The organism is Weizmannia acidilactici (genome assembly GCF_008974185.1).
In the GTDB taxonomy this organism is placed as follows: domain Bacteria; phylum Bacillota; class Bacilli; order Bacillales; family Bacillaceae_C; genus Weizmannia; species Weizmannia acidilactici.
In genome coordinates, this window is sequence record NZ_BKZP01000050.1 from 1 (window position 1) to 13,028 (window position 13,028).

The 13,028-nt window shown below is 44.7% G+C and carries 16 protein-coding genes and 2 pseudogenes; 5 read left to right on the forward strand and 13 right to left on the reverse strand.

The features are described 5' to 3' along the window. Together BpJC4_RS14895 and BpJC4_RS14900 are read left to right on the forward strand one after the other, a co-directional pair. On the forward strand, positions 1–705 hold a 705-nt coding region (locus tag BpJC4_RS14895; RefSeq protein ID WP_151698137.1), incomplete at its 5' end, for an ABC transporter substrate-binding protein. 178 nt (positions 706–883) lie between these two features. Next, the gene (locus tag BpJC4_RS14900; protein ID WP_151681881.1) at positions 884–1,969 is read left to right on the forward strand and encodes an iron-containing alcohol dehydrogenase family protein; all 1,086 of its coding nucleotides are present in this window, start codon (positions 884–886) and stop codon (positions 1,967–1,969) included. Between the two features lie 299 nt (positions 1,970–2,268). Here BpJC4_RS14900 and BpJC4_RS16230 read toward each other — a convergent pair whose 3' ends face one another. Beyond that, the gene (locus BpJC4_RS16230) at positions 2,269–2,421 is read right to left on the reverse strand and encodes a hypothetical protein (protein WP_172967498.1); all 153 of its coding nucleotides are present in this window, start codon (positions 2,419–2,421) and stop codon (positions 2,269–2,271) included. A gap of 81 nt (positions 2,422–2,502) precedes the next feature. Beyond that, on the reverse strand, positions 2,503–2,712 hold the full coding sequence (locus tag BpJC4_RS14905) for a hypothetical protein (RefSeq protein ID WP_151698138.1): 210 nt from the start codon (positions 2,710–2,712) through the stop codon (positions 2,503–2,505). Between the two features lie 367 nt (positions 2,713–3,079). On the opposite strand from BpJC4_RS14905, the gene BpJC4_RS14910 reads away from it, so the two are divergent. Beyond that, a complete protein-coding gene (locus BpJC4_RS14910; RefSeq protein ID WP_151698139.1) occupies positions 3,080–4,588 on the forward strand; it encodes a carboxylesterase/lipase family protein in 1,509 nt (502 codons plus the stop codon). Positions 4,589–4,747: 159 nt separating this feature from the next. On the opposite strand, the gene BpJC4_RS14915 is transcribed toward BpJC4_RS14910, so the two are convergent. From BpJC4_RS14915 to BpJC4_RS14935, 7 genes and pseudogenes are all read right to left on the reverse strand, one after another. Next, positions 4,748–5,461 carry an MBL fold metallo-hydrolase gene (locus BpJC4_RS14915; RefSeq protein WP_151698140.1) on the reverse strand — a complete coding sequence of 238 codons (714 nt, stop codon included), beginning with the start codon at positions 5,459–5,461 and terminating at the stop codon, positions 4,748–4,750. A gap of 143 nt (positions 5,462–5,604) precedes the next feature. Further along, positions 5,605–5,985 carry a hypothetical protein gene (locus tag BpJC4_RS14920; protein WP_151698141.1) on the reverse strand — a complete coding sequence of 127 codons (381 nt, stop codon included), beginning with the start codon at positions 5,983–5,985 and terminating at the stop codon, positions 5,605–5,607. A gap of 35 nt (positions 5,986–6,020) precedes the next feature. Further along, a complete protein-coding gene (locus BpJC4_RS16235; RefSeq protein ID WP_172967497.1) occupies positions 6,021–6,167 on the reverse strand; it encodes a hypothetical protein in 147 nt (48 codons plus the stop codon). Positions 6,168–6,691: 524 nt separating this feature from the next. After that, positions 6,692–7,120 carry a signal peptidase I SipW gene (sipW, locus tag BpJC4_RS14925; protein ID WP_308690684.1) on the reverse strand — a complete coding sequence of 143 codons (429 nt, stop codon included), beginning with the start codon at positions 7,118–7,120 and terminating at the stop codon, positions 6,692–6,694. Between the two features lie 6 nt (positions 7,121–7,126). Beyond that, a complete protein-coding gene (locus BpJC4_RS17010) occupies positions 7,127–7,279 on the reverse strand; it encodes a hypothetical protein (protein ID WP_308690685.1) in 153 nt (50 codons plus the stop codon). A 359-nt stretch (positions 7,280–7,638) separates the two neighbouring features. After that, on the reverse strand, positions 7,639–7,881 hold the full coding sequence (locus BpJC4_RS14930) for a hypothetical protein (protein ID WP_151681874.1): 243 nt from the start codon (positions 7,879–7,881) through the stop codon (positions 7,639–7,641). 305 nt (positions 7,882–8,186) lie between these two features. Further along, a pseudogene (locus BpJC4_RS14935) lies at positions 8,187–8,786 on the reverse strand (TasA family protein). Positions 8,787–9,224: 438 nt separating this feature from the next. On the opposite strand from BpJC4_RS14935, the pseudogene srtD reads away from it, so the two are divergent. Then, positions 9,225–9,807 (forward strand): annotated as a pseudogene (gene srtD, locus BpJC4_RS14945) (class D sortase, LPxTATN-specific). 199 nt (positions 9,808–10,006) lie between these two features. Here srtD and BpJC4_RS14950 read toward each other — a convergent pair. Beyond that, a complete protein-coding gene (locus tag BpJC4_RS14950; RefSeq protein ID WP_151681872.1) occupies positions 10,007–10,822 on the reverse strand; it encodes an SGNH/GDSL hydrolase family protein in 816 nt (271 codons plus the stop codon). Positions 10,823–10,848: 26 nt separating this feature from the next. Next, the gene (locus BpJC4_RS14955) at positions 10,849–11,289 is read right to left on the reverse strand and encodes an antibiotic biosynthesis monooxygenase (RefSeq protein WP_253693991.1); all 441 of its coding nucleotides are present in this window, start codon (positions 11,287–11,289) and stop codon (positions 10,849–10,851) included. A gap of 167 nt (positions 11,290–11,456) precedes the next feature. On the opposite strand from BpJC4_RS14955, the gene BpJC4_RS14960 reads away from it, so the two are divergent. Continuing rightward, positions 11,457–12,008: a hypothetical protein gene (locus BpJC4_RS14960; protein WP_151681871.1), complete on the forward strand. Its 552-nt coding sequence runs from the start codon at positions 11,457–11,459 to the stop codon at positions 12,006–12,008. Between the two features lie 7 nt (positions 12,009–12,015). Here the strand turns inward: BpJC4_RS14960 and BpJC4_RS14965 are convergent, their stop codons facing one another. Beyond that, entirely contained in the window at positions 12,016–12,753 is a 738-nt protein-coding gene (locus BpJC4_RS14965) for a serine/threonine protein kinase (protein ID WP_151681870.1), read from the reverse strand. After that, positions 12,754–12,927 (reverse strand): hypothetical protein, encoded by a 174-nt coding sequence (locus tag BpJC4_RS16240; RefSeq protein ID WP_172967579.1) that lies wholly within the window; start codon positions 12,925–12,927, stop codon positions 12,754–12,756. Positions 12,928–13,028 lie beyond the last annotated feature (101 nt).

The window sequence follows — 13,028 nt, forward strand, 5'->3', positions numbered from 1 at the left end:
CTGGCACGTGATGAAAACATCCCTGTCCAATCTTTCGGCGCAGTTGTCCGCCATACGCTTAATCGGGTGATGGTTCCGGCTTCAAGCAATATCCGGTCCCCGAAAGACTTAGCCGGAAAAACGGTCGGCTACTCATCCATCCCGCTTTATGAAGCAGCCATCCGTACAATGGTTAAAACAGATGGCGGAAATCCAAATAAAGTAAAAACGGTAGATGTCGGATATGACTTAATTCCTGCTCTGGCGACGCATAAAACAGATGCCATCATCGGCGGCTTTGTGAATCATGAAAAGCTGCTGCTGGAAAAAGAAGGACACGCTGTGCGAACATTTAACCCTGCAAAATACGGCGTACCGGACTATTACGAGCTTGTTTTAATCGCAAACGAAAATAAGCTCAAACAGCAGCCAGAAATTTTTAAAAAATTCCTCACCGCAGCAGAAAAAGGTCAGCAATATGTCAAAAAGCACTCGCAAAAAGGGCTTGCCATTTTATTGAAGCACGAGGATCCGTCTTCGCCGCTTGACAAAAATGTGGAAACAAAGAGCCTGCAAATCCTTCTGCCACTGATGGATGAAAAAAATAAACCATTCGCCTATCAGGATCCAAAATCCTGGGAAAAAGTATCAGATTGGCTCTATCAAACCAAAATGACAAAAACGCATATCAATGCTGAAAAAGCTTTTACAAATCTATCTAAATAAGGAAACTTGGCCGGCATCCCGCCGGCATTTTATTTTAGAAAGACGGCAAAACCAAAAAAGTTTCTCTAATCACTATGTTTCAATTTATTTCATTTATTAAAAAAGTCATTGAATTGTCAGTTGTTTAGGAGTATGCTAGAAATACATTTAAATTTTTACATCACGGAGGTCCTGTATGATGCGTCTCAGCCAAGTCGTCAGAAGCGGCCCAAACCAATACATATGTGAAGAAGATGCAGCCAAATACTTAGAAGAAAAGCTGGCAGATTTTAAACATCCGGTTGTGATTACCGGATATCAATCATTTGAGGCTTTTCAGGAATTTGCATCAGTGCCGGAAAATTGGCCGGTGCTCCGCTATAATCATACCGCCAGCGAAAAAAATATGGCGGAATTAGCGGAACAAGCGGGCAATGCCGATGTGATTGTCGGAATCGGCGGCGGAAAAGTGCTCGATACGGCGAAGGGGACAGCAGAGCTGCTCAATTGTGAAGTTGTACTCGTGCCGACCCTTGCCGGAACTTGCGCCGGGTATACACCGCTTTCCGCCGTTTATCATGAAAACGGAGCGTTCAGCCATGTGGCCTACTACAAACGTTCAGCCTATTTAACGTTGATCGATTTGCGGATCATTCTCCATTCACCGGTTGAATATTTACTGGGCGGCATTGGCGACTCTTTAGCCAAATGGTATGAAGCAGAAGGCATTACACGATATAAGGATGCCTTGCCGGTGATGGCAGAACTCGGACTCAGTTCCGCAAAAGCCATATATGAAGGCATACTGCGCGACAGTGAGCAAGCACTAAAAGACCGGGCCGAAGGAAAAATGACCGATGCGTTCCGCAATATTGTGGAAATTATTATTGGAGCAGCCGGAACAGTCGGCGGCTTTGCAGGGGAATACGGCAGAATGGCCGGCGCCCATGCGATCCACAACGGGCTCTCCTTCTTGCCGGAAACTCATTCCATCCTGCACGGTTCTAAAGTGGCTTACGGGATTCTTGTCCAATTGGCGGCAATGAATGATCTTGATGAAGTGAAAAAGCTGCTGCCGCTGTATCAAAAGCTTGGATTTCCATATAATTTAGATACCCTGCATGTGACGGAAAATCATGAAGAGGCCATTGAAAAAGTCGCGGCCTATGCGGCAAAACCGGAAGAATCTTTTATCCTGCTCGGCGATTATTCTAAAGAGCAGATTGCGGAAGCGATGAAAACAATTGAACAGCTCGCCGCACAAAAAGACATGTTCGTAAAATGAGTAAGCTGGGGCTATCCCAAAAGTCGGTAGATTGACCAGGGATACCCCCATGTAAAGTAATGTTATCTGAGAATGTTGATAATCGCGAAATTCAATCGCTTTCCGCACGCGTCGCGAGCCTCCTCGCTCGTCCCTCAGCACGAGGGTTCTCTTCTTGCTCGCTTTTCCCGCAGGAGTCTCGTGAATTTCGCGATCATCAACGTGTAATATACAGAGAAAATGTAAAAAAACCGCCTTTTCCATTATAATGTAAGTGACAAAGCAAACATTGGCATCCGGTATTATTCAGATGATTTTTGTCAGCTTGGATCCGTCTCGTCCAAAGATAAGGTCGTCACTCTCGTATACTCGCCTTTTGCAATCTCTTCCGGTGTCGCTTTTTGGTCGAGTTCTTCTTTGTCATCGATGCCGGTTGCAATGGTAGGCTCATGCTGATCTTTTTTCTCTTCCATTCTATCCACATCCTTTTTTAAAGGTGATGTAGTTAGTTTTCCGATTGGATCAGGATTTATGCTTGAAATACATGTGAGGGATCAGGGAGACTCTCCCTGTTTTACTTCTGGAAGGCCGGTTATATGTTCAATCAACTTGATGTCAACCTGTTCTTGCAGCATTCTGACTGCCATTTTTTTATCCCTTCTTCTTTTCCCTTCCTGTACTCCTGTCAAAAAGGGTTGGAGAATTTCCTTAAACAGGCGGCCGTGCGGAAAATATTCCGCCTGCTTTTCCAAAATCATTTGCATATGCCCACCCCTTATAAATCATTTGCTTTTCAAACGGATAATTTCTTTTCATCTGCATGGCCTGCCATAACGCATCATCCAGATTGCTGCCTTGCAAATCTGAAATGGTCCGCGCCAAACGGATCATTTCATTTGTGCACGGCTGCTGAAGTTTTCCTTGCTTGCCCACTGCCGCAGCATCACAGTTTTAAACCGATACTATTGACAATGGTCGCCATTTTCCCGCTTATTTAACCAAACGTTTGTTCTGTTTATAGATTACAAGATCATACGTTCGCTGTCAATATTTTTTTGAATGATGATGAAAGGAAATTTCCCAATGGTCATAGAATGATATGAGCAATCCCAATAAGAGAGGAGAATAAAAATGCCCGCACCTATAATTGAAACCGTTTACGGTAAAGTCCAGGGTTATGAAAAAAACGGAGTACAGATTTGGAAAGGGATTCCGTACGCGAAACCGCCTGTAGGACCTTTGCGCTTCCTCCCACCGCAGCCGCCCAAACCTTGGACTGGTGTGAAAGATTGCACACAGTTCGGGCCGATTCCGTGGCAGCCGTCCGTTGAACTGATGAATTTTCTTGACAACCCGAATGAAAACATGAGTGAAGACTGCCTGTACCTCAATATTTGGTCGCCGGATGCAGATGGAGGACGCCGGCCCGTCATGGTATGGATCCATGGAGGTGCTTTTGCCAATGGCGCAGGTTCCAGCCCTTCTTATGATGGTGCCGCTTTTGCCAAAAACGGGGACGTGGTCGTTGTCACGATCAATTACCGGCTTGGGGCGCTCGGATTTTTGCATCTTGCTGAAATCGGAGGGGAAGACTACAGAACTTCCGGCAACTGCGGCATCCTCGATCAAATCGCGGCTTTAAAATGGGTGAAAGAAAATATTGCCGCTTTCGGCGGAGATCCGGGCCGCGTAACCATTTTCGGCGAATCTGCGGGGGCAATGAGCGTCGCAACATTGCTCGCCGCACCTTCCACAAAAGGGCTGTTCCATCAGGCCATTCTTGAAAGCGGGGCAGCGAATTTTGTGGCAACCCCGGAAAGAGCAACAAAAAATGCGCTCCGGATACTCGATGCACTTGGGTTGGAGAAAGCGGAGATCTCCAAGCTGCAGGAAATTCCGGCCAAACAACTTGCGGAAGCAGTGAATTCGCTGCCTTTTATGAGCCTGTTACCGGTGATAGACGGCGTGGTGCTGCCGAAGCATCCGGAAGCGGCGTTCAAGGAAGGCTGCGCAAAAGACATTCCGGTTTTGATCGGTACAAACAAAGACGAGTACCGGCTGTTTACAGCGTTTGACCCGGTTTGGCAGAAGCAGGATCCGCAGGAAACCGCCGCAGTTTTTCAAAAAACATTTGCCAAGTACTGGGATACACTTTCTGCCATGATTACGAACCCGTCTCCTTTCAATCAGGAATTATATGACCGGATCATGACCTACTTTGTATTTACCGGGCCTGCGTTAAGACTTGCGGATACCCAGGCAAGCCTCAGGGAGCAGGTGTGGATGTATCGCTTTGACTGGGAAAGCACTGCATATGGCGGCATGCTGCGCTCCTGCCACGCCCTTGAAATCCCGTTCGTCTGGAATACGCTCCAGCAGCCCAGCACTAAAAAACTTACAGGGGAATCCCTGGGCAGACAAGCGCTGGCTGACCGGATGCATCTGGCCTGGATTGCTTTTGCCAAAACCGGCAATCCGAACAACAGGCTTCTTCCTGATTGGCCGGCGTATGATACGGGGACGCGGGCAACAATGATTTTTGATCGTATCTGTAAAGCGGTAAACGACCCGCATAGTAAAGAGCGGGCAGTGTGGAGCAGCGTGCGGTACCTGGAATCGGAGGAGCAGGTACGGCCGTAAGATAAAGACCACTCCTTTTTTCTGATTGGGCTATTGTTCCGGCCTTCAAACGGGATGAAACATCTGATCATCGCCATTATGGTTTCCTGCTCATCACGCTCGCTTATTTCATCAGAAGAAAACGCAAGTAAAGGTGCGGCTTTATCTGCTGCACCTTTTTTACTCTGCCAGCTTGCGGATCTGCTCATTCACATTCCGATCGCACAGCCCGCCGTGATAGCAGACCACCGTTTCGATATCATAATCCAGGAATTTTTTCAATGAATCTGTCGCCGTTTCCATATCCGGCGTCATCTGCGGCCTCGGCCCCTGCAGCTTTCCGCCTTCGCTGACCATAGCATCGCCTGTAATCAATGTTTTGCTTTTTCTCACATAAAGGCTGCAATGGCCCGGTGTGTGCCCAGGTGTAAAAATGACCTCAATCCCACCGCCAAAAAGCAGCACTTCCCCTTCTTCCAACAGCACATCCACTTTCGCTTTCGGCGGGTTTAAGTAAATGTTTTTCATTTCTTCGGGCATCGCTTCCCATCTGGCCGGGTCCATTTTCTTCGGATCGGCTTTGATGAGATGCCGCTCACCTTCAATATACGGCTTATCCATTTGATGGGCGTAAACCGTAATGTTTTTCGCGGATGCGCGGAGAATTTCCGGCAGGCTGCCAATATGGTCAAGGTCTTGATGGGTAAGAATGACCGTTGTTAATTTTTCAAACGGCACGCCCGCCTTCCCCATTTCTTCCCGAATGGCATCAAGTGATCCCGGCATGCCGGTATCGACTAATACCGCCTGATTTTCGTCCCAAATCAATGTCGGATGAATCTTGAAATTATTTTTTTCCACTTCCAGCATCGCAACACCGTCTGCAATGATCATGTCAAAACTCCTTTCATGTCTGCTATGTTTTTCATACCATATTTTCGCGTGAAAAAAAGCAGACAGTTTCAACTGCCTGCCGCCCCCTCACTTTTTTCCAAGCAGAAGCTTATCACCCCGGTATACATACATGGATGCGCCAATCAAAAAAGTACAATTCCGGAAACAAGCGCGTTAAAAATATTTGTCCCCGTGTTCGGCAGGGCCCCACCGTTTCCGATTGCCGGTGTAATGCTGCCCGCTGCTCCGCCGTTTCCGGTATAAAACTGCAATTGGAAACTGCATGTTAAGCCTTGAAATTCATTGCCAAGCTCAGCTGGAAAATCGACGCGAAATTTTAAAATTTCGTCTGTTTTGGAAGCTAGCGGGCGGGCCTCCATCTGGTTGAAATCTGCTAACTTACCTTTATATAAAACATCTCCGCCGGCACAAACGGTCAGCAACATTTCATTGTACAGCTTATCTGACCCGGACCGAAATCGGGAATCTGTATAATAATTGAAGTCTGCCGTCCCATTGTTCATGACTTTAACATCCCGCTCCGCCCAGTCTCCCGGCTTCATATGATTAATATTGAACAGGATATTTTCCGGGGAAATACCAAATCTATTTTTTGATCTGCAGCAGCCAAAGCCGGCTGCGCAGTCAATATCAAAAGCATCAACATCGCCAATACAACCCCTGCACCCCATTTAATTTTTTTCATCCCATTTCCACCCTTGCAAAAAGATTGGGGCTGTCCCAAAAGCCCCTTTTAAGCAGAAAATATTCTCAAATGGTCGTGAGAAAGCATATAAGAACCGTTCATCAGGAAAAATGTTGCACCAATGGACGTAAGACGCCTTCTAAGAACCGTTCATCAGGAAAAATATTGCACCAATGGACGTAAGACGCCTTCTAAGAACCGTTCATCAGGAAAAATGTTGCACCAATGGACGTAAGACGCCTTCTAAGAACCGTTCATCAGGAAAAATGTTGCACCAATGGACGTAAGACGCCTTCTAAGAACCGTTCATCAGGAAAAATGTTGCACCAATGGACGTAAGACGTCTTCTAAGAACCGTTCATCAGGAAAAATGTTGCACCAATGGACGTAAGATGGCTTCTAAGGGCAGTTTCCTCGGAAAAGTTTTGTTCTAACGGTCGTGACAACGCTTCTCTGAACCATTTCACCGGGAAAATTTTAGCCTTCTAAGTCAGTTTACCGACTTTTGGGACAGCTCCGTTTCATTAAACGTTTTTTCCAGACGGTTCCCGCGAGTTTTTCGGCTTTTTCCCGTCAATTTCAGCAATCGCCCGCCTTATGGTATAGATCGAGTAAAGCAGGAGCACGACGCCCGGAATCATCAACATCAGCGCGCTGCCGTTTTTGGATTGAGCGAAGTTTACGAAATACCCCAGATACGGGATGGTTATGCCGGTATACTCGGCAACGACATTATCGGACAATACCGGATTCGGAACTTCTGCGTTATTGTTATCGCCTTTCGTATGGTAAAACACCTGGCCATTGCCTGTTTTGACAACTTTTGTGATCCTGTGTGTCACAAGCGTTTTTTCATCCATCTTAAATGTAATCACATCGCCTTTATGGAAACGCGTCATATCCCCTCTTGGTTTCACGACAATCACCGAGCCTGTCTGAATACCCGGTTCCATGGAGCCTTATAAAATCGTTTTGATTTCATAACCAAACAGTTTCGGTTCCCCGTCGGATGCTTTGGAAGAAATGACGACAAACAGCATCAGGATAAGAGACAAGAACAACAAAACTGAAACGAGTGAACTGATCCATCTCGTAATTTTTTTCATTATCATTGTGATTCACCCTCCGGATTTTGGTTTACATTGATTGAATCTTTTGTGCCCGTGGCTTCACTGCTTTCAGATGGAGAATTTGCTGTATCCTCCCTTTTATCGGTTTTAGTTTCCTGCACTGCTTGATCTTCCTGTGCATTTGTATCTTCGGCTGCATTTGTTGTTTGCTTATCAGTATTTGTTGATTGGCAGCGTCATCGTAATTTTCCACAGGAGATAGATTTAAGGCCCGGGCCCTTTTTGTCCTTAACGGTGACCGTATCACTCCATAACTCCCCATTTCCTAGATGCCCCGGACGCTGGTAAGCTTTAAATTTATAATTTCCAGATTTGCCCACTGTCGCCGTTAAGGTTTGTTCCTACCCTTTCTTTAACGGGTTAATGGTGCCTGCTGCAATCTTGGTTCCATCTTTCGGATTGCCGGATTTACTGTAATACAATTCATATGTTGTTTCACCGGCCATATTTTCTCCCGTGTTCTTGATTTTCACTGAAATATTCGCTTTTCCATTCGAACCAAGTATTATTTTATTGCCGTCACAGTCAATAAACTTTAGAGAGCTTTTATCCCATTGTTCTTTCCAGTATTGTGCTGCATTCATTTTTCCAGTTACTTTAAATAAGCGCCCGTATTAGATGTTAGATAAGAGATAAGGTTAAAACGATAACGTACCCTGTTAAAGTTAATTTTCCTAAAACACCCCATTTTTTCGTTTTTCTTTTATATATACGAAGACGTGAACTTCTGATCTGGCCCACCTCCTAAATGGCAAATTTCAAAGAAGTTCGTCACGTTTACTTCTTATGGAACTTTTTATACAGTAGAGTATAAATTCGTTAAAACAAGCAATCATAATACCCGGAAAGGTGAAAAGCCATCACAGTTTTCACCTTTCCATGACAATGCTTATTTTTCTTCTCCAAGAGTTTGGGATGCATGGAATGTCCATTTCAGTTGGATTGAATCCCTTTGGAAATCGTTTTGGTTTTCACCGTTGTCCTTAAATTTAAATTTCACTTGGAATTGGTCGCTCGTTCCGGCTTTTAAACCTCTTTCGCCAGTTCCAAAAATTTTATCCCAGAAATTATTGTCGACAACATTTGGATCAGCTTTTAATTTATCTAAAGTTGTTTCAAATACAACAGTGTTGTTCTTATCTTTGTTATACAAAAATTCTACATCGATATACTTTCCAAAGTCTTCAGCATTCGCATGTCCATTTAATTTTGCATCTGTAACTGTATAACTCGAATCCAGTGTTACTTTGGAAATATCCTATGAGCCTTTGTTTTCCAGATTAAATGTTCTTGTAATGGTATCTCCAGGCTTTAAGTTCGAAACATCAATAATGGTAGTTGGGCTCGCCGCGAGATCTAAAGTACCTGCAGCAAATGTGTTGGATGTATCAACCTGGTCGCTAAAATACGCATACGTTCCTCCCCCAATCAGTGACAAACCAAGCGCTGCAGTTGCAACGCCCATGCCTAATTTCTTTTTAATGCCCATTCGATTCCCCTCCGGATTTTATTTTTTAATCCGTTATAACGAACTTTTTAGATGAAAAACTTTACAACGAACATTATGTATCTTCATGTAAGTAAAACATGCTGATTCGTTTCTTTTACCTCTTTGGTTCGTTTTAACGAATTAACATGTTTACTATAGCAGGTTTTCTCGCACATAAAAACCTTTAAAATCCGCATGAATTTCGTAATAACGAACAATTATCTCTGTTTTCCACGCTTATTCTTCGTGTTCCATACCTTTTCATTATTTTATTAAGAACGATTAGTTTTATATAATGGACCAAAACGCAAATTATACGTGATGAGGCCATAAGATGAAGTTCTTAATTAGGAACATTTGGCTGGAAGAAAATGATTCTATCCGATTGAGGCATGAAGGAATGCAATGGATGAAAAAAATGTAGAGGAAGAAAGACACATGAAAAAACTTGCTCCGCTCATCCTGTTATGCGGAGCCGTATTGATTGGAACCGCTCTTTTGCAGCTTTTCCAAACCCATCAACTTCAAAAAGAAAGTTTAGCCGCCGTGAAAGAAAAAATCACCGGTGAAAAACTGAATGAGTCAGACAACACTGGCATCGCCGCTAAGCGTTTTCGCCGGAAATGGGAGAAACCATTGGCATCCTCTTCATTCCAAAGCTGAACGCCGAACTCCCAATTGTAGAGGGAACGGATGAAAACCAACTAAAAAAAGGCGTAGGCCATTATAAAAATTCAACCCTGCCAAACGAACAAGATCAAATCGTTCTTTCCGGGCACCGGGATACGGTTTTCCGCCGTGTCGGAAAGCTTGAAAAAGGAGATGTCCTCATAATCAAGCTGCAGTACGGAACTTTTCGTTACAAAATTTTCAAATTTCAAATTATAAAAGCCAATGACCGTACCATTATCCATTCGATTGCACCCGGGAAATTCTCACACTGACAAATTGTTATACATTTTCTTACATTGGGAACGCGCCGGAAAGGTACATTATTTCAGCAATAAGGGAAACTTCATAACCTTCACCTTGAAGTGTTTTAAATAAACAAAGGACTGACCGAGCCCATATCATGGTCTGTTCAGCCCTTTCTAAAAAATGGCCAGCATTTCAACTGGCGCTTTTGATCAACGCGGAACCCACCCGTTTTCTGACAAGGTAGCCCACGTCTTTACAGAATTCGTAAACTATGCCTTTAATGGAATGCAATGCCACTTTTCCTACTTCAACAACCGATACGCCTGGCTGTAGATCACATCGGCAATTTCCTTGTGCCCTTTATCGTTGGCAAGCCAGCCGTCGCTTTTCCCGGAGGCGGCTTTCTCTCCTTTCGGGCCGTATGTATCGGTGCGGTTCATCCAAACCGATTCAATGTTGGCAACAGGGACATCTTCCGCTTTTCCAACTTCCTGGATTTCACGGTCATAACGAAGCGAAGACTGCCCGCTGTTCCAGGTCGTCACCAAAATGATTTTTATCTTCTTGCCTGCCCCTTTTCTCATTTCCTCTATAAAATTTTCAAGATTTTTCTTAAATTTATCGGCAGAAACATACGTATTTTTTGCATTTGGGTTTAAATCAAACGTTCCAAATTCGATTGTGACAAGATCCGGCTTATTTGCGATGAGATGGGGAAAACTGTCTGTGCCGTTGTCTTTCAGGCCGGTTCCGCTTTTGCCGTAGCCTTCGATCGTTTTTACATCATAGCCCAGATTTTTATGGATGAGCCTGGCCAAAACAGAGACATACGTTTTGCTTTTTTTCGTGGCAAAATTCCCTGCTGTCAGGCTGGAACCTATCGGAAGGTACACCAATTCTTTTCCTTTATGTTTTTCGTAAATTTGTTTTACTTCTTTTTCCTTCTCCGCTTTTGCCGCTGCTGCTCGTTGCTGCTCTTTCAATAAATCCGCCTGATATTGTTGCTGCGCTTTTTCCCCGGTTTTGTTAACCTTCGCCTGATAATAGTAGCCGCCGCCCCCCAAAACCCCAATGGTCATCAGAAATAATATGAAGACGAGCAATCCTTTTTTCCCCAAACTGCCTTCCCTCCGAAATGGTTACTTTATGCCATTATACTAGATTTGCAACCTATAAGGAAAAAAGTTTTGAAGGCCCCGCCCAATAGAACGAAGCCTGCCGAAGATGATTTTTTTACCGCAGCTTCCAGCACTGATGCCACTTCTGCAATGATGATTTCACTGCCTAAAATCGGTGAATCTTCTTTCAGTCCGTTCGATCGTTTATACGCTTCTTTGAAATGGCCGCTGTTCCGCCATGCCTGGAAATGTCCGAGGTTGTCCCAATACATGATGACATTCAGTTCATCGTAGTCTTTCAAATTTTGTGTGGCCATTACTTTAAATTTATTAAATCCATCCTGTTCCTGCAGCGCGCCCGGATTGGTAAACACCGATGCATTTCTCTCGCAAATCCCGCTTTCAACTTGATCAATCATGCCGATCCTAATAAAATGAAAACGGTTTTTCCGCTTTTGTTTTCCCATGCGTCAAGGAGCAGTTTCTGTGCTTCAAATCAAAAGCTTGATATAATAATCAATGGGAAGACCCGCCAGCAAGCTTATTTTTTCCACGGTCCGGCTTTTTTAAATATTTTATCCTATCGTTTTTCATATAAAAACCGGGGAAAATCATCAATAAGGAGGGGACAACAATGAAACGACTTTTTCCATTTGCGGATGCTTCAAACGGCAAAGATGCAGCGGGCGCTTCCGGAAATTCGGACATTTCAACGGCTTATCTCGAAGATGGCGGAACGATCCCGAACAATCCGGACCTTCCTGTTCTGATTTATCACGGCGTGTTCAAAGGGCGGACGGAACAGATCGAGGAAACGTTCCAGAAAAACAATTGGGGAAACAACTGGGAATGGACCATTTTCCCGTACCATCATTTTCACAGCACATCCCACGAGGTGCTCGGGGTACGCCACGGGCAGGCAAAAGTGATGCTCGGCGGCCCGAACGGAAAAATATTCACGATATCCGAAGGGGACTGCATCGTGTTGCCTGCCGGAACCGGGCATAAACGCATCGAAGCAAGGGACGGCTTTTCCGTCGTCGGCGGCTATCCGGGCAGTCAGGATTACGACACGCAGACGAAAGCGGACGAAACGCTGCGGGAAAACATTCAAAAGGTCGGCATACCGGCAACCGATCCGGTATTCGGCAGTGACGGTCCGCTTTTTACGTATTGGAAAAAATAATCCAGGATTACGCTTCTAAAGAAAGCAGCAGACCATCCACATCTTTTATCAATTCATCCACTGTTTCATAAGGTTTTTCAATCTGCAGCATTTTTTTCAAGACAAGGGAGCTTTCCCCCGACAGCGGCAATTCCTCATACCAAGGCCGCTCCTTTTTTTGTTCGGGCCTGTATCCCGAGTACAGCAAAAACAGCGTAAAATGGCCGAGTTTTTCAAAATCAGCGTGAAATTTTTCTCCGTAACTGGCCATGCCGAAATCGATAATCGATACGGCATTTTCTTTCTCATCGAACAAAATATTCGGGATCCTGAGGTCGCCGTGCACAATCCCTTTTCGATGGAAGTAAGACGTAACATCCAATACTTTACGCAGCATGTGGAACGCTTCCTGTTCGGAAAACGTTTTATGCGCCTCAAAAATCAGATCCTCAAACGTCTTGCCGGGCATCTGCTCCATGACAATGAAACGCCTGCCACCCCATTCGAAATCATCAAGCAGTTTCGGAATATGCGGATGGCGGAGCGCCCGTAATATTTCTTTTTCACGCAAAAAATTGGAACTACCATCCGGCCGCTTCCGGAGCTGTTTTAAAACCTTCATTCCCGGGGAGCCGTCTGAAACAAGGTAGGAATAGCCGTAACTGCCAATACCGAGCATTTTTACAATCCGGTAATTTTGGACAACTGCACCGTTTTTGAGCGGCCGGTCGAACAGAACAGCATATAGGCGAAGCCATATTTTCATTTAACTGCTGAAAAACCCACTGCTTCGGTGGCGTTTGGAATAATGCTTGTAGCCGTAATGGGAATGAGTAGCCTTTTCGGAAGAAGAATAACGATGGTACTTTCCGTGGCGGTAACTGCTGGAATAGCGGTAGTTTTTATGGCCGAGAAGATGCCCCAATATTTTTCTTAACATGCGTTCACCCTCGTATAAATAATAAGTTTCGATCCTACTAAATGAGTCAATATCCAGTTGAATGATTGTTCTTTGACAAGTGAATCTTTGATGTTTTCGGG

Coding starts and splice junctions, on each gene's coding strand:
- BpJC4_RS14900 (WP_151681881.1), top strand. CDS start 884: ATGCGTCTCAGCCAAGTCGTCAGAAGCGGCCCAAACCAATACATATGT.
- BpJC4_RS16230 (WP_172967498.1), bottom strand. CDS start 2,421: ATGGAAGAGAAAAAAGATCAGCATGAGCCTACCATTGCAACCGGCATC.
- BpJC4_RS14905 (WP_151698138.1), bottom strand. CDS start 2,712: ATGCAAATGATTTTGGAAAAGCAGGCGGAATATTTTCCGCACGGCCGC.
- BpJC4_RS14910 (WP_151698139.1), top strand. CDS start 3,080: ATGCCCGCACCTATAATTGAAACCGTTTACGGTAAAGTCCAGGGTTAT.
- BpJC4_RS14915 (WP_151698140.1), bottom strand. CDS start 5,461: ATGATCATTGCAGACGGTGTTGCGATGCTGGAAGTGGAAAAAAATAAT.
- BpJC4_RS14920 (WP_151698141.1), bottom strand. CDS start 5,985: ATGAACAATGGGACGGCAGACTTCAATTATTATACAGATTCCCGATTT.
- BpJC4_RS16235 (WP_172967497.1), bottom strand. CDS start 6,167: ATGAAAAAAATTAAATGGGGTGCAGGGGTTGTATTGGCGATGTTGATG.
- sipW (WP_308690684.1), bottom strand. CDS start 7,120: ATGGAACCGGGTATTCAGACAGGCTCGGTGATTGTCGTGAAACCAAGA.
- BpJC4_RS17010 (WP_308690685.1), bottom strand. CDS start 7,279: ATGATAATGAAAAAAATTACGAGATGGATCAGTTCACTCGTTTCAGTT.
- BpJC4_RS14930 (WP_151681874.1), bottom strand. CDS start 7,881: ATGAATGCAGCACAATACTGGAAAGAACAATGGGATAAAAGCTCTCTA.
- BpJC4_RS14955 (WP_253693991.1), bottom strand. CDS start 11,289: ATGGGAAAACAAAAGCGGAAAAACCGTTTTCATTTTATTAGGATCGGC.
- BpJC4_RS14960 (WP_151681871.1), top strand. CDS start 11,457: ATGAAACGACTTTTTCCATTTGCGGATGCTTCAAACGGCAAAGATGCA.
- BpJC4_RS14965 (WP_151681870.1), bottom strand. CDS start 12,753: ATGAAAATATGGCTTCGCCTATATGCTGTTCTGTTCGACCGGCCGCTC.
- BpJC4_RS16240 (WP_172967579.1), bottom strand. CDS start 12,927: ATGTTAAGAAAAATATTGGGGCATCTTCTCGGCCATAAAAACTACCGC.